Origin of the sequence: Franzmannia qiaohouensis (assembly GCF_031451695.1) — a bacterium.
GTDB lineage: Bacteria > Pseudomonadota > Gammaproteobacteria > Pseudomonadales > Halomonadaceae > Franzmannia > Franzmannia qiaohouensis.
In genome coordinates this window covers 62,041-86,054 of sequence record NZ_JARWAM010000017.1, presented here as the reverse complement: position 1 = coordinate 86,054, position 24,014 = coordinate 62,041, and the positions used below count along the sequence as shown (strand labels likewise).

General features: G+C 66.6%; 4 protein-coding genes. All 4 read right to left on the bottom strand.

The window, feature by feature from the left end; all coding sequences use genetic code 11:
• Positions 1-24: 24 nt before the first annotated feature.
• The 4 genes from QC821_RS19120 to QC821_RS19105 are packed head-to-tail and all read right to left on the bottom strand — an operon-like array spanning position 25 to position 23,884.
• The gene (locus QC821_RS19120) at positions 25-1,980 is read right to left on the bottom strand and encodes a preprotein translocase subunit SecA (protein WP_309724722.1); all 1,956 of its coding nucleotides are present in this window, start codon (positions 1,978-1,980) and stop codon (positions 25-27) included.
• A complete protein-coding gene (locus tag QC821_RS19115; protein ID WP_309724720.1) occupies positions 1,977-4,127 on the bottom strand; it encodes an HlyD family efflux transporter periplasmic adaptor subunit in 2,151 nt (716 codons plus the stop codon). Before QC821_RS19115 ends, QC821_RS19120 begins: the two co-directional genes overlap by 4 nt.
• 3 nt (positions 4,128-4,130) lie before the next feature.
• Positions 4,131-6,035, bottom strand: a complete 1,905-nt coding sequence (locus QC821_RS19110) for an efflux RND transporter periplasmic adaptor subunit (RefSeq protein WP_309724718.1) — start codon at positions 6,033-6,035, stop codon at positions 4,131-4,133.
• A 47-nt stretch (positions 6,036-6,082) separates the two neighbouring features.
• On the bottom strand, positions 6,083-23,884 hold the full coding sequence (locus QC821_RS19105) for a hypothetical protein (protein ID WP_309724714.1): 17,802 nt from the start codon (positions 23,882-23,884) through the stop codon (positions 6,083-6,085).
• Positions 23,885-24,014: the final 130 nt, after the last annotated feature.

The following is a 24,014-nucleotide window of genomic DNA, read 5'->3' as shown; positions in this document are numbered from 1 at the left end:
AATTCCTATCGGTTGCGATAACTGTCATTCGCCGCGGCCACTGAAGCCAAGCAACTCGCTTTCACGCCAGTCTGCGCTAAGCAGCCTGGCGCGCTCGCGGGCGTGGCGCGCCTCACGAATGGCCTGGGCGCGCTGCAGCCGGCTCGGCAGTTTGCCCATATGGCGGCGCCACTCTTGAAGTTCCTCGAGCAGGGCGTCGTCTTCGGCGACCACGAACTCGACGCTGCCGGGATCGCCCTGGCGAGCGCTACGTCCGGCGATCTGGCGGTCGACCCGCGATGCATCGTGGTGGCCGGCAACGATCACATGCAGCCCACCTGCCGCCTTGGCGGTCTCATCTAGCGCAATATCCGTGCCCCGCCCGGCCATGCTGGTGGCCACGGTAATCGTGCCGGCGGTGCCGGCCCGGGCGATGACCTCGGCCTCTTCGGCGTCCTGGCGCGCGCTGAGCATGGCATGCGCGATACCGCCTGCGTGCAGCGCCGCCGAGAGCGCTTCGGCATCGGCTAGCGACACCGTGGCGACCAGCACCGCTCGCTGCTGGTTGGCGAGCTGGCGCGCCCGGGTGGCAATCCACCGCCATTTCTCCGCCCGGTCGGCGACACAGATCGTGCCCAGCATCCGGCGCTTGCTGGGGCGATGCGGCGGAATGGCCACCACCCGACGGCGGTAGGTGGTCCACAGCTCCTGGCGCACCTCGCGGGCGGTACCTGTCATGCCAGCGAGCTGATGGTAGCGGCGAAAGAAGCGCTGGTAGGTGAGACGCGCGAGTGTCACGTTGGGGTCGCTGGGCTCACAGCCTTCGAGCCGTTCGATCATCTGCTGCAGCCCTTTCTCCCAGCTGCGGTCGGCCATCACCCGGCCGGTGTGTTCGTCGATGATCTGCACCTTGCCGTCGCGTACCAGGTAGTGCTGGTCGCGCTGGAATTGATGGCGGGCGACCAGCGCCTGCTGAATCAGCCACTCGCGCCGCGAGCGGCCAACCCAGCCCGCGCCCGCCTGGCGAGAAGCCATCAGCTGCTCGCTCTGTTCGGTCAGGCGCTGCTTGCCGGCGTCGGTCAGGTGCAGCTGGCCGCGCTCCTTGACGAAGTGAATGCCTTCTACAAAGGTGCCCGCCAGGGCGTTGACCTGGTCGATCAGGGCGATGTCGAAGGCGTCCTGTGGCGCCGGCCCCGAGAGGATCAACGGTGTGCGGGCTTCGTCGAGCATGACGCTGTCGGCCTCGTCGACGATGGCAAAATGCAGACCTCGCAGCAGCAGCTTGCGATGTGCGAGGTCACCGCGCAGGCGCGCCGCATGCGCCAGCATCGGCTGGCGAAACCGGCCCAGCACCTGGCTGTCGCGCAGGTAGTCGAAGACCAGCTCCTTGTTGGTGCAGTAGACCACGTCCGCGGCGTAGGCCTGGCGCCGCTCGGCGGGCGTCATGTCGTGGACGATGGCCGCCACCTCGAGCCCCAGCCGCCGATACACTGGCGTCATCAGCTCGGCATCGCGGGCCGCGAGGTAGTCGTTGACGGTGATGATATGCACCGGCGTACCGGCCAGCGCCACCGCGGCCGCCGGCAGCGTGGCGGTCAAGGTCTTGCCTTCGCCGGTATGCATCTCGGCGATATGGCCATCGAGCATCGCCAGCCCGCCCAGCAGCTGCACGTCGTGATGCCACATGCCCAGCTCGCGACCCGCCGCCTCGCGCACCGCGGCCAACGCGTTGAGCGCCAGGGCGCGGCTCAGGCCGCGCTGAATCAGCGCCATGCGCAGGTTGGCCAGCTCGGCATCGAAGTGCGACTCGTCGTAACCGGCCCAGACCCGGGCGTGGCGGTGAATGCGCACCAGCGCCAGCCGCATCGACCAGCGGCGCAGGCGAGAGGGCCGAGTCAGCCGCGCGCGCAGCCAGTTCCAGGGCTTTTCCAGGCTGGTGGGGGCCTGCTGCTGGCGCTCCGGCCGAGCCATGACATCGCGCGGTAGTTTCAAGCTGCTCATACGTCGAACAGCCGCAGGAAGGAGCGCCGCGCGTCGCGCCATAGCCGATAGCCGAGCGGCTCCGGCTGATGCTCGACGCGCACATAGACGCGCTGCCCAAGCCGCACCGGCTGCTCTTCGGCAATCAGTGCGCTGGCGTCGAAATCGGCCAGGTAGTGGCGGCGGAACGCGGTCAGCGGCGACTCGGCCTGGGGGTCGCGTGCCACGCTGCCGCCGCCGTCGACGCTGAGCACGTCGCTGGGAATGTCGTGCGACGCACTGGGGGCCATCCAGGCAAGCCCGGCAGCAACGCTGGCGTCGCTGCCCGGGCGGCGCAGCGACACCGACTGCGCGTCGCCACGCACGCGATCGGCGCGGTGCGTCGGCACCAGGCTGCGCACCCGCAGGTCCTCGGGCCGGACCACCACCGCCAGCGGCGTGCCGCGTTCGACGAAACGCCCCAGGCTGGGTTTGCCCTCAGGCATCAGCAGCAGGCCGTCGCGGGGGCTGTTGAGCACCATTGCCGCGGCGCGCTGGCGGGCATCCTCGAGCCGCTGTTCGGTCAGCCGCAGGGTTTCGCGCAGCATGTTGGCCGCCAGCGCGTCGCGCACGCTGGCCTGCAGCTGCTGCTCGGTCTCGCGCTGCTGGGCTTCCAGCAGCTGCACTTCGGCGGCAAGCTCAGGCGCCTCGAGTCGCAGCAGCGGCTCGCCGGCCTCGACCTGTGTGCCGTCCTCGACCCACAGTTCGGCCAGCGCCCCACTGGCACCGGCACGCAGCTGTGCGGGCTCGCGGCTCTCCACCACGCCATGCAGGGTGGTGGCATAGGGCGCGGGCAGCCCGAACAGCAGCCCCCCTACTACCACCAGCAGCGCAGTGAACCAGCCCCACGCCTTGCCGCGCGAACCTTCCAGGTTGTCGTCCATGGTCATCGCCTTGAACATTTTCAGAATCGGCACCAGCAGCGTCATGCTGATCGACCACAGCGCCAGCAGGATGCCGACGAACAGGTAGCGGGTGGCCACGAAGACCGCGATGGCCACCATGATCACCAGACGGTAGCAGAACGAGGCTACCGCATAGCCGACCAGCCAGCAGGCTTCGCGCGTCGAGCCTGCGTGGGAGGTCACCTCGCGGCGCCCGAGAAAGTAGCGCTTGACCACATAGCTGACCTGCTGATTGGCGCGGTTGAAGAGGTTGGGGATTTCCAGAAAGTCGGCCAGTACATAGTACGCATCGAAGCGCAGCAGGGGGTTGCCGTTGAACAGCAGCGTCGAGACCCCGGCGATCAGCATCACGTTGAAGGCCACCGCACGCACTACCCCTGGCTCGGCCATCACCCATACCAGCATCGCCAGCGAGGCGAGAAACACCTCGACCATGATGCCGGCGCCCCCTACCAGCATGCGCCGGTACTTGCTGGGGCAGGCCGCGGCGGCACTGGCGTCGACGTAGGGCACCGGGAAGAACACCAGGAACATCACCCCGACCTCATGCACTTCGCCGCCGGCGTCCTTGGTGGCCCAGGCATGGCCGAGCTCATGCAGGATCTTGATCAGCGGGTAGATCAGCGCCAGCATCACCAGGTTGCCGACCCCCAGCACGCGGTCGGCCAGGTTGGCGGTCAGCGCCGACCAGTGGATGCCCATCAGCAGCAGCGCCGAGAGCAGCGTGACCACCCATAGCGCGCCGCCCAGGGGACTGATCAGCGGCTTGACGATGGGATAGGTGGCGGCGACGAAGCGCTCCGGGTCGAGCAGCGGCACTCGGATCCCCAGCGGCGAGCGCACCATCTGCAGCCATTTGCCGCGCCGCTGCTTGTCCTGGCGCTGCGACAGCTCGTCGATGTCGATCTCGCCGTGGCCGGCCAGTACATTGGCACTGTGCAAGCGACCGATCAGTGCGATCAGCTCCTGCTGGGTGGGCATGGCATCACCCAGCGAGGCGCTGACCTGCTCCCAGATCTCGCGCACGCTGCGCTTGCCGTCCAGGCGGCCAATGACTTGATACGCCTCGGGGGTAAAGCGGTGCACCTGCCCGGTAAGGCTGTCGTGCAGCACATACCAGGGTTCGCCGCGGTATTCGTGGCGGTGCAGACTGGCGTGGCCGCGCAAACGCAGCCGCAAATCGGCCACGCGGTGCCAGTGCTGGCTGAACAGCGGTCCTGCCATGCCTCAGCCCCACCAGCGCCAGGCGGAGAGCCGCAGCCAGTCGACCAGCTCCTGGGTCCAGATGGCCAGCTTGCGGCGTTCGCCGACGTCGATGCGCCCCACGCCCTGCATCCCGGGGCGCAGCGACTCGCGTACGTCGCCGAGGGCATCCTCGTCGAGCTGCGCCTCGACCACGAAGCGGCTGCTGCCCTCGCTGCTGCGGGTTTGCGGCGTCAGTCGTTCGATGGTCATCGGCAGCCGGGTGTCGGTCATCGCGGCGAGCACCAGTTCGGCGCGCTGGCCGACGGCGATGTCGTCGATGCGCGCTTCGGGTACTTCTAGCTCGATGCGAAAGCCATCCAGCGGCGACAGCCGGTAGAGCTCCTCACCGGGCTCGACGCTACCGCCCAGCCGCTGGGTCAGATCGCCGGAGACCAGCACGCCGTCGAAGGGGGCAATCAGCGTGGCCCTGGCCAGGCGCGACTCGACCAGCGCCAGACGCGCATCGGCCTGGTCGCGCTGGGCGGCAATCACATTCAGCGCGGCACGGTCGCCCATGGCGCGCATCTCCTGCTCCTGGCCGGCGAACTGGGCCAGCTCGCTCTGCCACTGCAGCCGCTCCAGCAGCAGTTCGCGGGTGTCCATCAGCGCCAGGGTCTGGCCCGCTTCGACGCGGTCGCCGGGGCGCACCAGCGTCTGATCGATATAGCCGCGGTACGGCGCCGCCACCACCCGCTGCTCGCGGCTCTCGAGGGTGGCATCGGCGGCCACGCTGTCGGTACCGGTGGCCAGGCTGCCGAAAGCCACCCCACCGGCCAGCAGCAGCAGCGCCAGCTTGATGCCAAGGTGGCCAGGGCCCACCACCTTGGCCAGCTGGTCGCCGCATGCCACCGCCAGCTTGATGGGCAGCGCGCGGTCATTGAGGCGCTTCTCCTCCAGCGCCCGGGTGCACAGGGCCATCAGGCTTTCCAGGGCGATGATCTCGTCATAGCTGAAGCCGCGCTCACGCTCGATGGTGATGGCGCCGCGCGGCTTCTCGCCGTCCAGACACGGCAGGCTGAGCACCGCGTCACCGCCGGTCATGTCGAGCAGCGCGGCGTGGGCGCGGCTGACGACGCTGCCGTGGCCCAGCTCGGCCTGGTGGCCCTCCTGGTCGGGCCACATCACGCTGGCGCGCTGGTCGAGCGCCTCGTCCATCGCCGCTTCGGTGGCACGGATACGGTTCATCTTGCGATTGAACTGGGCACTGTGCGAGACCTGCACCGCCCGCGTCGAGGTACCGCGCCGCCAGCCCAGGGTCACGCGCTCGGCCCCGAGCGATGCTGCAAGGCGCGTCACCAGCTGCATGCCGGCGTTGGTAAAGCGGCGCTCGGCCAGCACCGCCGCGAGCAGTTCCAGGTGACCGGCGAGTTCGCGCTGGGCACGCTGGGTACCCTGATGATGCCGCGCCAGCGCATCGCGCTCGAGCACCGCCACGCCGTCCTCGAGGCGCGACATCAGCGCCACCAGGGCAGGCTGCAGGGCCTCTTGCGACGCCTCCTGGCCCTTGGGCAGCGCTACTCTCAGGGCTACCGCCCCCAGCAGGCTGCCCAGTGGTTCCTCGCTGGCAGCGTCGTCGCCCTCCTGGCCCACGTCGCGCACCGGGTAACCGAGGCCGATATGCCGGTCGTCGAGCTGGATGACCATGCCCCGGCCGCTATGCCGCACGTCGTCCGCCAGGGCCAACAGGTCGGCACCGTCCGCCTGAGTTGGCCACAGCGCCACCGGCAGCCACTGCCGCTCGTGCTGCCACAGCACCACCCCTTCGCTGAGCGTGACGCCCTGCGGCGAGGGTGCGCCCTGGCAGTGCCGGGTCAGCCAGGCCTGGGCCCCCTGGGCGTTGTCCTGCCAGGCGCGAATGGCCAGGCTGCTGTTATCGGCCAGTTGCATCGCGAGCTCGTGCCCCTTTTGCCTTGATGTGGCATGTATTGATGTGGCTAGTCCTCATCGCTTTGATCACTCATGCGCTGCCAGTCGTTTGCGGCTTGTTCCCGGCGCAGCGTGTCGATACGGGTGTCGCTGGCGCTGCGCTGGGTCTTGGCCATTGCCCAGCCAGTGCTGCTGGCAAGTGCCGCGACCAGGCCGGCGGCGGCGACGGCATCCTGCTCGAGCTCGTCGTCCGCCTGTGGCGCCTCGTCGATGGCGACATCGTCATCGACGTCCGGTGTCTCGGCGTCGACCACCGGCGCCTCGTCCGCCGCCTCAACCGGCATGTCGTCGACCTCGTCCACGGTGCCCTCGTCTTGCTGCGCGTCGCTGGCCGGGGCCGCATCGGCGGCGGCTGGCGACACCGCGGTGGTCGCTGCCCCCGCCTGACTGCTGCTGCCGCTGGTGCCTGCGCCCTGCTGCTGGCTGACCCAGTCGTCGATCAGCTGACGCAGGCCCGCCATGCCGGTCGCGGCACGCTGCGGCATGTCGCGCTCGATCATGCTGGCGTCGGCACCGATCAGGTTGCCCGGCGTCGCATCGAGCCAGCTGCGAGCAGACTCCCCGGTCGGTTCATCGTCGGTGTAGAGATCCTGCTGGGCCTGGCGGATCAGGTCCAGCCGCCCCTGGGCCAGGGTAACCACCGAAACGACATCCTCTCGAGCGCCGCCGAGCTCGATGCGAATCCGCGCATATTCACCGATCATGGTGTCGTTATCGAAACCACCGTCGAAGCCGTCGTTGCCGGCGCCGCCGATGGCGATATTGCGACCGCCACCCAGATAGAGTTCGTCGTTACCGCCCTCGAAGAAGTCGGTGGACTCCACGGTGATCAGAGTATCGCTGCGGGTCACCTTGCCGAAATCGCCGAACAGGATATCGTCGCCGTCACCGCCTCTGAGGATGTCATCGCCGCGGCCACCGAACATGATGTCGCGGTCGCTACCGCCATTCAGCTCGTTGTTACCGCCCAGACGGGTGTCGCCGGTCTCCGCCAACACATAGCGGCCAGCGGCATCGCTCTCGATACAGCCCACGTCACCGATGATCACGGTTTCGCCAGCGACGTTGGTGACGACGTCGTTGCCGACGCCACCAATGATCTGGTCGCGACCGGCCCCCACCGCGATGGTGTTGTTGCCGCCGCTGGCGTTGGAGACGTCCAGGCTCTCGACAATGGAGCGAACTCCATTGAGGGGCTGGATGCGCCCGTTGTCGCCGATGACCACGTTGTCGCCACCCGCGACGGTGATGTCATCATCGCCCTGGCCGCCGATGATCCAGTCAGTGCCTGAGCCTGCGCTGATGGTGTCGCTGCCGCCACTGCCGATATCCAGCGAAGTGAAGGAGAGAATCACGCCCTGCTCATTGAAGCTAGCTTTGGCGTGATCCCCAGCGATGACGTTGTCGCCTTCGCCGGCATGGATTACATCATCGCCGCGGCCACCGAAGATGACGTCGCGGTCGCTGCCGCCGTTAATGCGGTTGTTACCGCCAAGGCGGGTATCACCGGTCTCCACGACTCGATAGCGCCCGCTGGCGTCGCTGTCGATGCGGCCCACGTCGCCGATGATCACGCTGTCGCCGGCGGCGTTGGTGATCGCGTCGTTGCCGACGCCACCAATGATCTGGTCGCGACCGGCGCCCACCTCGATGGTGTTGTTGCCGCCGGTGGCGTTGGAGACGTCCAGACTCTCGACAATGGAGCGAACCCCGTTGACGGGCTGGATACGGCCGTTGTCGCCGATGACCACGTTATCGCCACCCGCAACGGTGATGTCATCATCGCCCTGGCCACCGATGATCCAGTCATTGCCGATACCGGTGATGATGGTGTCGTCGCCACCCCGGCCGATAAAGGTCGAGGTGAAGGAGACGATCACGCCTTCTGAATCAAAGCGCATCTCGGCCAGGTCCCCTGCAATCAGGTTGTGACCGCCGTCTGACGTGATGTCGTTATTGCCCTCGCCACCGAGGATGACATCATCGCCATGACCAACGCGGATTGCGTTGTCCCCTCCGCTCGGACTCGCTGTGACAAGGCTCTCCGCCCGGGTAACGATTGCCGCAGGGGCCAGGATCCGGCCATGGTCGCCAACGACCACGTTATCGCCCCCCGCGACGGTGATGTCATCATTCCCCTGACCACCGATGATCCAGTCGTTGCCGGTACCGGTAGTGATGCTGTCGTCGCCACCCCGGCCGATAAAGGTCGAGGTGAAGGAGACGATCACGCTCTCCGCGTTGAAACGCGCATCGGCATGGTCGCCAGCGATCAGGTTATTGCCATCGCCGGCGGTGATGGTGTTGCTGCCTTCCCCACCCAGGATGACATTGTCGCCTTCGCCAGCTGAGAGCGTGTTGTCACCGGCGGTGACGTCGGCCCGCGTGGTTACGCTGGTCAGACGGCGCGGATCGTTGACGCTGGCGAGAACGATGTCGCCATGGTCGCCGATCAGCACATCGTTGCCGGCGCTGCCTGTCAGGACGTTGTTGCCACCGCCGCCGAGCAGCAGGTTGTCCCCGGCGCTCACGCTCAGTTGGTTGTTGCCGACATTACCCGGATCGGTGCTGCGCACCGATACCACTCGCTGGCTATCGAGCAGGCGCAGACCTGCCGTGCCGTCACGCGCTTCCAGCTCGATGACGCCATGGTCGCCAATCAGGATATCGTTGCCATCGCCACCCATCAGGCTGTTGTCGCCGGCCACCAGACGGTCGCCGGTGCCATGCGGTACGTCGGATTCAGCGCTGTAGAGCGTCATGATCCGCTCGGCCTGGCCGAGGCGCGCCGACAGATCCACATCGATGCTGCCGTTGCCATAGAGGTGGTTGTTGCCACCGGCGCTGGCGTCCAGGCGGTTATTACCGCCGCCGCCGAACAGCTGGTCGTTGCCGCTGCCGCCGATCAGGGTGTCGTTGCCGCTACCGCCCACCAGCACCACGCCGCCGGTGGCACCGCTGGCATCCAGCACGTTGTTGCCGGCCAGATCGAACTGCTGGGCCAGGGCACTTGGCCCGCCGGTGGCGCTGTAGCGCTCGCCGCTGCGCTCGGTATTGCCGAACACGAACAGCGGCAGTTGGGCGTCGTAGCCGCCGGTGACGGTGATATGGTCGCCGCCTACGCTGCCGTCTGCGAGCTCGCTGTTTCCGCCGCCGTGCACCACGGTGATTGGCATCTCGCGGATGATACGTGACGCCGTCTTGGGCAGATCCGCCATGGGGCGGTTGAGCACCAGATCGCCGTCGATGTTGATATCCAGGATATCGACGCGCTGATCGCCCATCAGCAGGGTATCGCCGCGACGGAAGCCGTCGGCATACCAGCTGCTGGCGTCTTCGCGGGAGAGCACCGCATTGCCGACGCTGTTATCCCTCAGCGCATAGTCGCCGTCATGGATCACGGCATCCTTGTCGAGGTCGATCAGCAGCTCATTGTTGCCGCTGCCCAGCAGCAGCTCCACGACCGAAAAGCCGTGGTACTGGATGCCACGCTCGGTGGTGATGGTGATGTCCTCACCCAGGGCGTTGGTGTAGCGCTGCTCCAGGGCATCGCCCTCGCCCATGCCCAGCCCGCTGAGGAAAGTGCTGGTCAGCACGCCGCTGAGGTCTGCCATGCTGGCATCGGCGTGCAGGGTCAGGGTGTTGGTATCCTCGTTCTCCGGCGCGACCTCATCGACCGCCGACTCATCGTCGTCGCGCTCGATATATGCCTCACGCTCGTAGGGCAGCATGATGGCTTCGTTGAGCGAGCGGTCGGTATCGCTGGTGCCCCCCTCGAGAATCAGCGGCCCCTGAATGCGGTCCAGCAGATTGGGCTGAGGCTCGAAGTTCATGTCATTGAGGGTGTTTTCGGCAGCCACGAAGTGGGTGTCCGCGCGCAGGCCGATCTCGACGCGCTGATTCCAGTTGTCGGTGTCGAAGACCACAGCCGGTGCCTCGACCCGGGTCACGGTCAGCTGCTTGGCGTCCTCTCCATTGAAGTCGATGTGCGCCTCGCCGGTGAGATGCAGGGTGCCATCCTCGACGTTGTTGACCCGGAAGGTGCCGTCCAGCGTCTCGCCATCCTCGTCCTGAAGCGTCAGGTACATGCCGACGTTGAGATCCAGGTCCTGCCAGTCGCTGTCTTCGAGGACCAGCCGCGGCCCGGCATGGGCGCCCGGCATCGCGGTGACGCCCACCGCCTCTTCGAGCACGCTTTCGAAGATGATGCGCGCATTGTCATGCCAGTCGAAGGCGGTCAGGCCGTCGCTGTTGAGGCGCACCGTGACCTTCTCCGCGGGCTGCTTGGAGAGCCGCAGGAAGTAGCTGTCGGTGCCACCCTCGGTGGTCACGCGGGTGCTGCCGTCGGTCTGCTGCACCACCAGCGAGGGGCTGTCGTTGTCGTAGACGCTGACCCGCACGGTGCCAAACTCGACGCCATCGAAGTTCGAGTCGCTGCCCTTGTTCGACTCGGCCGTGAAGCCGATCCGCGTATCGAGACGGTTCTGCACCTCGCTGTCGTCGACCGCCTGAAGCTGAATGGTCAGCGGCTGGTCCCAGTTCTGGTCGGTGAACTCGATGCCGTTATCGAGCGACGTGCCGTCCGCGAGCTGCGCACGGAGACGCTCATCGAGGTCGAGCTTGACCGTGACGGTTTCGCCGGCTTCCGGCGCCGACGAGAGGCGCAGCTCGAAGCTGCTGCCCGGCGCACCGACGTCATCCCCCTCGATGACCTGCAGGCGGTCGCCGTTGGGCAGGCCAAACACCAGATCGCCCTGGCTGCTGTCGTAGACGGTGACCATGGTGTTGCTAATGGCCTGCTGCTCTAGGACCTTGAGTGCCTCCGGAAGCTCGCCGCCGTCGTCCATCTGCGCCCGCGCCAGGTAGCTGACGGTCACCTCGCGGGTGCCGCTGACCAGGCTGTCCTCGGGGGCCTTGACGTAGATGCTCTGGACATCGCCGTTGCCATCCACCGCGACCCAGCCCTGATCGTCGCGATACTCGAAGTCGACGGTGATCGCCTGCCGATAGTCGCCATCCTCGCCCAGCGCCAGCCTGACGGTCTCCGCGTCGGCGCTCTTGTTGCGCAGGTTGGTCGAGGCCATCGCCGCCGACACGGTCAGCGTGACCGTCGCGCCGATGAAATCGTCATCCATGGGCAGCGCCAGCGACAGATTGAAGAAGCTCGCCGGGCCGCCCTGTACCACGCTGGTGCCGCCATTGGGCTCCTCGACCACCACCGCGCCGCGGGAGGGGTCGGCGACGGTGACCGAGAGACCATCGCCGAGGAGGCTGTCGTAGGCCTCGTCGCCCGAGCGAATGGTATGCGTCACCAGGCTGCTGCGACCTTCCGGATCGGCGGACACCACGCGCCCGGTGACGTCGCCACCGATCACGAAGCTGCTGCTGCCGACGCCGCCGATCAGCTCGGTGACCACGTCCGGACTGGTGCTGAGCACGAAGAAGGTGTCGTCGCCCTCCAGGGCGTCGACCCGCAGCCGCTGGATATTGTCGAAGCCGATATTGAGGCCGGCCCCGAACACGCCATCCTCGGTGATCACGAAGTTGTCGCTGCGCTCGGTGCCCAGCACGGTGATGGTGTTGTAGCCGCTGCCGCCGTCGATACTCACCGGCGCGTTGATGTTGTACTCGATGTTGTCATCACCGCCGCCACCGAAGATTTCGATGTCGTCCTCGGCGATGAAGGCGCGGATGATGAAGTCGTCGTTGCCGTCTTCACCCTCCATGCGCAGCAGCGCCTTGTTGCTGTAGACGATGAACTCGTCGTCGCCGTCGCCGCCGTAGATGACCAGCGCCTCGCTGTTGCCGTAGCTGAGGTAGCCAAGGGTGGTCGAGGTGACGTTGATCTCGTCTTCGGGCCCGCGAATGCCGGAGAGATAGTTGCCGTGTTCGTCGGTGGCATTGGGGTCGTCAGTAAAGATCTGGCCGATCTGGAAGCGGTCGTTACCGGCGCCGCCGTCAAGCGTCATCAGCGCCGAGGTATCGTCGACCACGAAGACGTCGTTGCCTTCGTGGCCGTTGACGGTGACCCGACCGTTCATGGTGTCGTCGTAGTTGATGCGCTCGACCGCGGCACCCTCGACGACGCCGGTATCGCCGTCGCCCTCCATGCGGGCGATGAAGTTGCTGCGGATCAGGAACAGGTCCTGGGCATCGTTGCCGACGTCCGAGAGATCATCGGCGCTGACCGAGCCGTCGTAGCCGTCATAGCCGCGGCCCTCGATAAAGAGGTAGTCGACGCCGTCGTTGATGGCGCCGCTGTCGGCCACGGTGATCTCGTAGTTGGTGCTGGCATCCTGGCGGGTGATGATGCGGTAGACGTCGCTGCCGGCACCGCCGTCAAGGGTCAGCAGCTCATCGCGGTCGTTGAGCTCGACCACCGTGAGCAGGTTGTCGCCGCCGCCGCCGAGCAGCTCGATTGCCCCGAGCAGCTGGTCGGCGTGCAGCATCAGGTCGTCGTCGCCGGCGTTGCCGTCGAAGCGCATCGAGCCACCGGTGGCGTCGATGGTGCCGTGCACGCGCAGGGTGTCGTTGCCTTCGCCAAGCTGCACCTCGAGACGATCGGCGATGCGATGATTGCCGTCGAAGGTGACATGGTCATCGTCCTGGCCACCGAGCACCGTCAAGGCATCGGCCTTGATGGCGCCACCGAGCGTGAGGTGGTTCTCACCGTTCCCCAACTCGATCACGGCCTCATCCAGGCGGTGCTCGCCGTTGAAGGTGATGCTGTCATTGCCGCTGCCGCCGTGCAGCTCGAAGCGCGGCGCGGTCATGGTTCCGCCCAGCACGAAGGTATTGTCGCCTTCGCCGCTCACGGCACGAATCAGCGGCGCGTTGACGGTCAGATCGCCGCCCAGCGTCCAGCTCTGGCCACGGCTATCGCCGCCCTGCATCAGGAAGGTGTCGCCGGCCTCGATGGTACCGGTCGCCAGCTTGGCAAAACCCGACGTGCTGCCGGGGTCGCCGGACTCGGGCCGCTGCAGGTGGAATTCGACGTTATCCGTGGCGCTGATCAGCACGCCGGGGTGGTCAATGACGATGCCCTCGGCGGCATAGACCAGCACGCTGCCCTCATTGGCGTGAACCTGTACGCCATTGCTGAAGGTCACGATGTCCTCGTCGCCGGCATTGGCCTTGAAGGTGACGTCGCCGCTTCGGCTCTGCACGTCTTCAGTGACGTGGATCGGGCTGTTGGCGGTGATGTTGATGTCGTTCTCGGCGAGCATGCCGCTCTCGGCGATTTCCAGGGCGCCGCTGTTCTCCAGGTAGACGACGCCTTGGCGCGATTCCCCCTCGAGCACCCCCATGCGGGTGGTGATCACCTTCGCCTCGGTGCCGACGTTCTGCTCGGCAATCAGGCGCACCCCGAAGGTGAGGATATTCTCGCCTTCGCCGTCCTCCAGGGCGTTGAGGATGCTGCCCTGCTCCGAGAAGATCAGCGCGATGGTGTTGTCGCTGCCGGCCTTGACCTGGCCCAGGCGCAGGTCGCCCTGGCGGTCGAGCTCGGCCGCCCCCAGCACCTCGCGAACGAAGACGCTATTGGCCGCGTCGATATCCAGCCGGCCCTCGTCGTCGTCAGTCATGATCGCCAGCAGGCGATTGGCTTCGCCCACCCCGCCAATGCGGGTGTCCAGGCGCAGCGTGGTGGCCTTGACGTCGCCGGCGAGCTCATTGGCGTTGCTGCCAATGATCGACTGCAGCGCACGCAGGTGGGCATGCTCCCCCGCCTCGATATAGCCGATGGCCATGCTGCCATCCACCGTGTCCAGGTAGATGTCACCGTCCGCCTGGGCGTCGACCACGCCACCCGGGCGGGTCGCGAATTCCAGGAAGTTGCCGGCACTGCCGATGTCATCACCGGCGATCAGGGTGATGTTGTTGGCCAGCATGTTGATCAGGTCGTGGTTGAGACCGTCGACGATGCTGCCGTCGGCGCGCAGCCAGACGTCGCCGCCCTGGGAGAACATGGTGCCAACCCGCAGGTCGCTGTCCAGGGCGCGCAGGAAGATGCCGTCCTGGGCACGCGCGGTGACGGTGGCGCCGTCGCGAAGGTCGAGCTGCAGCGGCGCCTCGGCGTCACTGCCAATCTGGCCGTTGGCCGCCTCGAGGATCAGGTCGCCGCTGCGCAGGACCAGATCACCGGACAGGGTCTGGGCCGCCAGGATGCTGCCGGAGACCTTGATCCGTGCGTCCGCACCGGCCTCCAGCTTGGCCAGGCGAACGCTCGCCTCGCCCTCTTCGGCATCGGCGCCCAGATAGACCGACCCGCCGGCCTCGACGAAGACCTCACCGCCGTTATTGATGTTGAGGTCTTCCACCAGGCTGATGGAGATGAACTTGATGATGTTGATCGGGTCGCCGTTGGCATCGAACTCCAGCGGGATGTCCGGGTCCCGCGGGTCGAGCAGCACCGTGGCCAGGCTGATATCCACCCCCGACTCGGCGACCACGTCCAGCGCGGTCTCCAGCACCATGGTGCCGCCGTCCACCGAGACGATGTCGTAGTAGAGACCGTTTTCGGTGAAGTTGAGGCTGCGGCCATCGATGTCCAGGGTTTCACCGGGCTTGAACCATTGCGTGTCCCAGTCGTCGCCGTTGGTAAGATTCAGCGACACGGTGGTCAATCCATCCTCTGTGTCGCCGACCACGAAGTTGACGTTGGCGTCCTGGGGCGCGTGCTTCAGGTAGCTGACGTCCTGGCGCTCGGCCGCCGAGAGCAGCAGGCGCTCCTCCTCCGAGAGGCCGGCCAGACCGCCCTCCATGTCGAGCACTTCGCGACCGTTGGCCACGCCAATGTTGCCGCCGGCGATCAGGGTGATGTCACCGGCCGCGTCGACGTTGGGCGCTTGAATCTCGGTGCGCGTGCTGGTGGTCTCCTGCAGCAGGCCGGCGCCGATCAGCGACAGCAGCTCCTGCTCGGTCCACTCCTTGACCGACGCCTCGATGTCGGCCTCTTCGGCGGCGGTCAGGCTCGCCTGGTAGTCCAGCTCACGCAGCTCGCTGGTTGATCCGTCATCCTCGACGCCGTACACCTCATGCAGCTGGCGGTAGACGCTGGTGCGGTCCTCGGCGATGCCGTCGATGCGCGCCTCGAGCGCCGCTTGATCATCGGCAAGCTCAGGTTCCAGCTCCAGCAGCGCCTCGCGGTAGGCCGCCCGCTCACTGTCGGAGAGGATTACCCCCTGGTGCTCGTCGTACTCGACGGCGCGACGGTAGGTCAGCGACTGCCCCACGGCCAGGCCGGCGCCGGCGGCCACCAGTCCATCGCCGGTGATGTCGGCCAGGCTGTCGAAGGTGAACGCATCGCCGTCTTCGTTGATGAGGCGATGCTGCGCGCGGGGGTCATCGGCGTCGATGTCCGGCGCCGACAGCACTACCTCGCTCAGCGGGTTATCCTCGCCCTCGATCTCGATCTCAACCCCGAGCAGGATGTTGCCGTCTTCGTCGATGGCCTTGACGTGATAGGTCTTGCCATCTTCGAGGCCGCTGATCACGTCCTCGCTGGTGGCAAAGCGGTAGTTCCAGTAGGTCTGGTACTCGTTGGCCTTGCGCTGCTTGAGCTCCTCCTTGGCCTCGGCGATGCGCCCCCCATCCTCGCCGGGAATAAGGCCCATGCGATCCCACACGCCCTGCAGCTGCTCGACGGTGCGCTCGTCGCGGCGGCTGTCGTCGTTGCGGTCCAGCAGGTCGCCGTCCACCTTGAGCCAGACGTCGCCTTGGCTGCTGGTGACGCGCTCCACACCCAGGTCACCGCTGACCTGATGCAGGGCGATATCGCCGCGCGCCTCGGCATTGAGGCGCCCGTCGCCGGACTGGTGGATCAGCAGCGGGTTGGCCGATCCAGCGCCGATGCTGCCCTCGGATAGCAGGCTGATATTGCGGCCTTGCACGTGAGAATCGGCATCGCCGCGCAGGCTGCCGGTGAGCAGGCTGCCGGCCGCGGTGAGGCTCACGTCGCCAGCGGCGTGAGCGCGATCGACCACGATATCGCCGTTGAGCTGGTTGACGCTCAGGCTGCCGCGCACGGTAGTGGCATCCAGGCGCAGCGGCGGCGCGCTGGCCGCCTCCAGCCCCAGGCGGTTGTGCAGTTCGATGGCGCGCCCCGCACCGATGCCGTCCTCGGCGCGCAGCACCACCTCGGCACCGCTGATGCGGATATCGCGACGCTGGTCGTCGGACTGACGAATCTCGCCCCCGCTGGTCACGCTGGTGGTGCCGTTGTGGTTGGCCAGGTCGCCGATCAGCACCACGTCGCCCTGGGACTCGACGTTGAGGGTGCCGGTCTGGTTGCCGATGAAATTGATCTCGACGTCGCGGTTGGCCTGTACCGAGTGGGTGTGCAGGACGACGCTCTGCTTCTCCTGCGCAAACTTGGCGTAGTTGGTCTTCTTGCCGTACCAGGTGCTTTCCGACCACTTGTCTACCATCTGCAGCTCGCTCCATTCACCGGCGTCCTCTTCACCGTCGGGCGGTGCCATGGAGGTTTTGCTGTATTCGTAGCCGGATTCACCGCTGTTGCGGTAGAAGTAGGAGAGTGCATCCTGCAGTTCGCCGTCACTGGTTTCGGTATCGCCCCAGTTCAGGGTTTCCGGGTCGGCGGCAAAGGCGCTGATCCCGGCCCAGCTGCTGGACCCCGCCACGGCGTAGCGGCGCTCGGTCTTGTCCGCCGAGACGCTGAAGCCGTAGCGCGCGTCATGCTGGGGTTTGAAGGTATAGGTATTGCCGCCATTCGCGTCATAGTGATACTCGTGCAGGCCTGTGTAGGTGTCATCGATGCGCAGGTACCCTTCGCCCGGCCGGCTGACGTCGAGGCTACCCACCGCCAGGGTGTAGTCGGTGTTGTTGATCACCTCGATGGTGCCGTAGCCGCCCAGCACCTCGAGCAGGCCGTTGCCGGTATTGATGACATGCCCGGTGATATCCAGCCGACCACCGTCGATGGCGATATCCTCGACCTCGATCTGGCCGGTGCGCGGGTTGTAGTAGGCCAGCGACGTGCCGCTGGAGGCATTGGTCAGCAGGATACGGCTGTTGCTGTCGCTGGCGATATGATCGGCGATAACCTGGGCATCCGCATCGCCGATCACCATCTGGTAGCTGTCCTCGCCGGCACGAATATAGCCGTTGAGGTTGACGTACTCGGCGTCGATCACGATCACGCCCGCCGAGATGTTGGGCGCGGTGCCACGGCTGTTTTCCACGGCGTCCAGGGCGCCATCGCTGAGCCTCCCGTCACCGCCGTCGACACTGACCGCCTGGGCATCCGGGTTGCCACCGGGGTTGAACTGCGACAGGCCGCGCACCGAGATCTCACCGTCCGAGGAGAGCACCAGGTTGGCGGCGCGAAACTCGCCTTCGATCTCCAGCGAGCCTTCCGCATAGGAGACGATTTCACCGGAGACGTTGCGGGTGATGCCCTCGGCGCTATACAGAATGCTCGACGCCGGTGAGCTGTCGTAGGCATTGGAATCGTAGAGGAAAGCGTCACGCTCGGCGTTGCTCATGCCTTCCAGGCCCAAGCCACGCTCGAGGGCGTTCAGCACCTGTGACTCCGTGCCACCATCCTCGTCGAACACCACGCCGTAGCTGTTGACCACGGTGATGCGCGGGGTCGCGCCCTCGCTGCCCACCGGGTTGAGGCCGGTGATGCCGGCGCCGAGGCTGTCGTTGAGGTCGGTGATGGCCTCGGCGTCGCCCACCTCGGTGAGGTTGAGGTACAGACCGCCGACCACCTGGGGTATCTCGGTGCTGCCCATCACCATGCGTGACGGCGCGGTGTTGAGGATGGTGATGCTGGCATCCCCGGGGGCGTCGACCTCGCCACTGCCGGTGAGGTCGTCGGCAAACACATAAACGGTACCGGCCTGGGCCCAGACGTCGTCGATAAAGACCGTCAGCTGGTCGACCTCGTTGATGACCAGGGTGCCGTCAGACTGCATCTCACCGAAGCCATCTTCTACCAGGCGCTGCTCGAGGCGGTCGATTTCGCTCTCGTAGAAGCTCACCAGCTCGGCGTTGCCCGCATTGCGATACAGCGAGTAGCGGTCGCGGAGATCGCGCAGTTCGTCGATCAGCTCGGTCTGAGCGCGCGAGTAGCCGACACTGAAGCCGATGTCGTCATAGCCCTCTCGGGCCTGCAGGAAGTCGCCGGCGCCGCCAGAGAAGAGGTCATCCAGCTTGTCTTCTTCAGCGCTGATCGCGGCCTGCTTGTCATCCACCTTGGCCTGCTTGGCATCGACCTCATCCTGCTTGGCGTCGATGGCCTCATTCTTGTCGCTGATCTCACCCTCTTTGGCGGCGATCTCGCCCAGTTTGTCATCGACCAGGATCTGCTGGGCGTCTATCTCATTCTGCTTGTCATCGATGTCGGCCTGTACGTCAGCGATGGCGTCCTGCTTGGCCGCAATATCCTGGTCTTTCTGTTCGATCCTGGCGTTGAGGTCGTCTATCTCCGACGAGTTGTCCGGGTCGTCCTCGTCGAGGACATCCCGCTCTTCTACAAGGGCCTCGCGGTCGGCCTGCAAGTTGGCCAGATCGTCCTCGCGTTGGCTCTTGTCCTCTTCCAGCTCGGCTTGTGCCGTTTCAAGCTCAGTCAGCCTGTCCTCCAGCTGCTCGAGCGCTTCCTCGAACTCACCCAGCTGGGTTTCGAGCAGCGCCAGGTCATTGCGCAGGCCGGCCCGCTCGACGAGCAGCGCCTGGCTGTCTGCCAGCAGCGGCTGCAGCTCGCCGCGCAGCCTGTCGAGTTCGTTGTTGATGTCGAACGCTTCGTCCTGGACGTTGGTCATCTCCAGCACCAGGCTCAGCTCGCGATCGATACCGGTCTGCACCTTGCCATCGATGGTCACATGACCATACGAGTTGGTGGAGATGTCGCCATCCAGGATCTCGCTGCCGCCGTCGCTGCCGAGGGCGGCGTCGATGGCGTCACCTACCGCCGATACCCAGCTCACCCCCTTGGCCTGGGCGTTCATGTCGCTGAAGCCGAAGCGCTCGGTAAATAGCGTGACGTCGCGCGCGCCCACCAGCTCGGCACCGCTCTGGATATCGATGCGGTGGGTCTGGTCCATCTCGGCCTGGGCGTTGAGATTGTTGATGGGGATCAGGCTGCCGGCGAAGCTGTCGAGGCTGGCATTGAGGGCGTACTGGTCGCGATTGCCGCGCACATCGCCCCCTGCGGCGAAGTTGATGTCGCCAAACGCCGTGGCACTGACCCCTTCGGCCATGACGATACGGTTGGTCGGGCTGAGGATGACCTTTGCATCCCCTACCCCCACGGTAGCGGCGCCGTAGGTGTCCATCAGCAGCACGGCACTGATATCCGCCGTACCGCGGGCGGTAGCCACCAGCTCGCCGGCACTCAGCAGCACCGCGTTGTCGTGGATGAGCACGCTGGCGGCCATGTCATCGTCGCGCAGATTGGCGGTGAGCCCGGCGCCAGACGCCAGTCCCCCTGCGGTGAGGTTGATCTGCTCATAGAAGGTGATGTCGTTGAAGGCCTCCAGGCGCAGGTCGCCCTGGGTCGTCGCCAGCGAGGCGCCCTGGCCCACCTCGACCCGCGTGTCGAGATCGAACAGCGCGTCGCTGGCGGCACCGGCGCCGGCCACGGCACCGCCGGCCACGCCGCGAATGGTGTCATCCTCGGCACCGGCCAGACGGTCACGAATCACCGTGCTGTCGGCCAGCATGTCGAGGGTGTCGGCAGTTACCACGGCGCCGGACGCCACCTCGGCCATGGTGTCGGCGCTGAGGTGGTAGGTCGCCTCGGCGCCGGCACCCGCCAGCACGCCACCGGCGGCGGCCAGAATCCGGCTTTCCAGCTCGAAGGTCTGGTCGGCGCGGACCAGCACCAGGCCGGCGTCAGTGTCTTCGCTTCCCGGTGACGCGCTGACCGACAGGGTCGACGCGCCCAGCGTGGCGGTGGTGGTGGCTGTCTGGGTCAAACGGTTGCTGGCACCCGCGCCGGCGGCCACGCCGCCGCTGCCGGCCAGGGTGTCGAGCTCGGCCTGCTGATGCCCGACGGCGGCCACGCTGACCCGCTCGGCGCCGATCAGGTGGCCATCGCCGATACGCGCACGGCTCTGGACATTGTGACGGATATCGACGACCGCGGCGCCAGCGGCTACCAGCCCGCCGACCACGCTGAGGGCTTTGCCCTCCAGCGAGGTGCGCAGGTCGCTGGCCACCCGCAGGTGCCCGAGTACCACGAGGTTGTTGTCGCTATCGCCGAAGGCCTCGCGGGTGGTCTGGGTATCACCGATCAACGCTTCGGCGCTGGCGTTGTCGCGCAGGTTGACCACGGTGGCGTTGATGCCCAGCAGGGCGCCGCCGGCCGAACCGATGGCCTCGGCGTAGAGAGACGGGGCACCGTCGAGCAGCACGCTGCCGGCTGCCACGCTGAGGTTGGTGGCACGCAGGCTGATGTCGCTGTCGGCACTGCCCGGTGTGCCCAGTTGGGCGACGACCTGGGAGCCCAGGGTGGCATTGACCACCGAGGCGCCGATGCCCACCCCGGCGCTGACCGCGACGCCCAGCGACTCGACGCTGACGCGCGGCGTATGCAGCGCACTGATGACCACGTCGCCGAGGGCTGTCAGGGTCACGCCGCTGCCGACCCAGGCCTCGACCTGATTGCTCAGGCTGACGGTGGACACATTGGCGGTGCCCGCGCCTGTCAGGCCGGCCGCCACGGCAACAACCGTCAGGTCGACCCTGTCGATGCTGGCGGCCGACACCGTGACATCATTCAACAGCACGGCGTTGGTCAGATCACCATCGTCGCCAAGTACTGCGTGCTCACCGATCCATGCCTGGGTGGCACCGCTGATCTCGACCACCCCCACTGAAACCCCCACCGCCACGCTGCTAATGGCCCCGCCTGCGGCGAGGGCCTGGTGGTCTCGATCGGCGCTGGCACTCACCATCACGCTTTCGGGGGTGCGGATATTAATCGCATCGGCCGGCGATGCGGCGTTTTCCAGAGACGCCTGCTGCACCGTGCGATCCAGTATGATGGTGCTCTGGCCCCCCACACTTATAAACAAATCGGCAGCGCCACCCACGGCATGCAGGTTGCTGTTCAGCTCAGCGTGGCTGGTCACGCGAATATCGCCACCGGCCGTCAGCGAACTGCCGTAGCCTACCGTTGCCGTCACCGCCCCATTGAGCTCTAGCACCGCAATGGAAATGCCAACGCTGCCTGCCCCGGATACCGCCACGCCACCGCTGACAATCTCGACGTTCAACACTTCCAGGGCCTCTACCCCGATATCGCCGCCGGCGCTCAAGATCGCGTCGCGCCCCACCGTGGCCGCGGTATCACCAACGGTCTGCCCCGCCTCCACGTCGAAATCGATGTCGAAGGTCAGGTCTTCGAGTGCTTTGTTGGTACTCTCGCGATTGCTCTGGTTCTGGTTGCCGGCATCGCTCGGGGTGTCGAAATCGTCGTCGAGCTGGCCCTGTTCATCCTCATCGAAGCCGTTTTCGTCGTCGACGCCGGAATCTCCTTCCGAGCTCTCCTCCTGCATGGCATAGCTTCCGTCGCCGAAGTCGGAGAAGCTCGAGTCGACGAGCGCGCCCAGCTCCTCGACCTCTTCCATGTTCTCTTCGCTGAGCCCGTCACCCAGGCTGATCACCGAGATCGCGCCGCTGATGCTGAGGGCCGCGGTGGCCGAGAAGGCCACGGCGCTGGAGTTGAGGACGCGGTTGAGCTCGGCCTGCACGTCCAGGTCACGCCCGGCGGTGAGCCGGGCGTTGTCGCCTACGGTGGCGCGGGTCTGCTCGCGCAGTACCATCACGTCGACCGCGGCACCGGCACCGGCGCCGCCCACGGCCGCCGCCCCCACCGCTTGCAGATAGTCCGCCGGGGAGCTGCGCTGATTGAGCAGCGTGGTGGTGGTGGCATTGACGTCGATATCGCGCCCGGCGTCGAGCACGCTGTGGCGGCCGTCCAGGCTGGACGCGACGCGCGCCACCGTCACGGCATCGGCCATCATTACCGAGACCGCGCCGGCCACAGCACCGAGACCCGCAGCGCCGGTGGCCACGGTCACGCCCATGTCCATGCGCTGGTTGGCGACCACATCGATGTCCTGAGTGGCGTTCAGGGTCGCCCCCAGCACCTCCGCCGTGGCGGTGGAATTGAGCAGGCCAACGGCCAGGGAGGCGCCGATACCGACCCCGCCACTGCCCGCCGCCGCCCCGGCGATAAAGCGCCCGGTAATCTGGTTGTCCGCCGAGACGCGGATATCCTGCGCTTGCAGCCTGACATTCTCGACGTAGGCGCGGGTGTCCAGCGCCAGACTGACCGCCGTGGCCGACCCCGAGGCAGCCACACCCGCCCCGCCGATACTGGCCCCGATGACCACCGACAGGAAGTTGACGCTGGCCAGCGCATCAACCGCGAGCTCGCCGTTGGCCTTGACCATGACCTCGCCGTCGGCGAAGTCCGAACCGTCGATCCAGGCGTGGGTCTGGTGACCGAACAGGTTGACGTCCACCCCGGCGGTTGCCGCGGCCGTCAGGTCGATGGCGGCAGAGCCGCCGCCGCTGTCCGCCTCGGCGTGATGCAGGGCACGCACCACCACATCGGCGTTGCTGGTCACCTCGGCGTTGTCGATCCAGGCCTGGGTGTGGCCGTTGATCCCGTCCACGGTGACATTGGCCGCCACAGCACCGGTCACACCGCCCGCCACGGCTACCGCCACGGTCAGAAACTCCATGCGGCTGGTGGCCAGTACCACGACACCGTTGCGGCCTTCAGTATCCCACTCACCTTCGCCCCAGTTGACGTTGCGGTCGCGACCTTCGTCATCATCGCCACCGATCTCGCTCTCCACACCGCGCCAGGAGAGCGCCACGTTGCGCTCGCTGGCGTTACCGCGGGCCAGCACCACGGCGCCGCCGCCGATCCAGGCCTCGGAGTCGCTGCCCATCAAGTCGACGCCGACGCTGCCACCGATGGCCACGGCGCCAATCGCCACCGCGCCGAGCTTGATGCTGCTGGTGTCGTAGGTATCGGCATGCACCACCAGGTTGCCATCGGCGGTGACATTGCCACCGTCGATGCGCGCCTGGGCAAGATTGTCGATCACCGAGCTGGCGGTGATGCCGGCGCCGGCACCAAAGGTACCGTAGGAGACCCCCGCCAGCACCGCCCAGTTGGACGAACGCGAGTCGGCTAGGATGATGATGCCGCCGCCGTTGCCCTCAGTCGTTTCCAGGGTGGCGTTCTGGCTACCCGCGACGATGCTGTTCTGGATGTCGTGGTACGCCACCGAGAGACCCGCGGCACCGCCCTTGATCGCCACGTTGAGCTGCGCGCTGACCGAGTCGATGCGGCTCTTGTCCAGCGCCTGGATGAGGATGTTGCCGTCGGCGATGACAGTGGCATCCTTGACCTCGGCGCGGATGTCCTTGCGGGTAAAGTTCAGCGATACGGTGCCGCTGAGCGCTGCCACACCGGCCACCGAGGCACCCAAGGTATAGGCGTTGATCGAGGACTCCGACTTGGCCAGCAGCGAGACATCGCCGGCCGAGGTGACGCGGGCATTCTCACCCTGGATAACCGCGCGCAGGCGATTGGGCGTCTCGGCAGTGGGGTCGTCGGGATTGCCGCCGATGTAGTTGTAGGCGAAGTAGCCGGCCAGGGCGACGGCCCCGGCACCCGCGCCGCCGACGGTAAAGGCGTTCATGGTCAGGTCGTCGGTGGCCTGAAGGCGGACGTCGCCGCCGGCGTCCAGGGTGGCCTCCTCGACCACCGCCTCGACGTTGGTGCGCATCCAGTTCAGCGACAGGCCGCCGGCGACCGCCACCTTGCCCCCCCCCGGCACCGCTGAGCGCGAAGCTCCAGATCTGGTCGCCCTGGCCGGGAGTGGCCGGGCGGTCCTCGTCCTCTTCCTCTTCAGGAATCAGGCTCTCGTCGACGTCGATGCTGGGCACATC

Bases quoted from the DNA above. Each gene is read 5' to 3' on its own strand.
- QC821_RS19120 (WP_309724722.1), bottom strand. From the start codon at position 1,980: ATGAGCAGCTTGAAACTACCGCGCGATGTCATGGCTCGGCCGGAGCGC.
- QC821_RS19115 (WP_309724720.1), bottom strand. From the start codon at position 4,127: ATGGCAGGACCGCTGTTCAGCCAGCACTGGCACCGCGTGGCCGATTTG.
- QC821_RS19110 (WP_309724718.1), bottom strand. From the start codon at position 6,035: ATGCAACTGGCCGATAACAGCAGCCTGGCCATTCGCGCCTGGCAGGAC.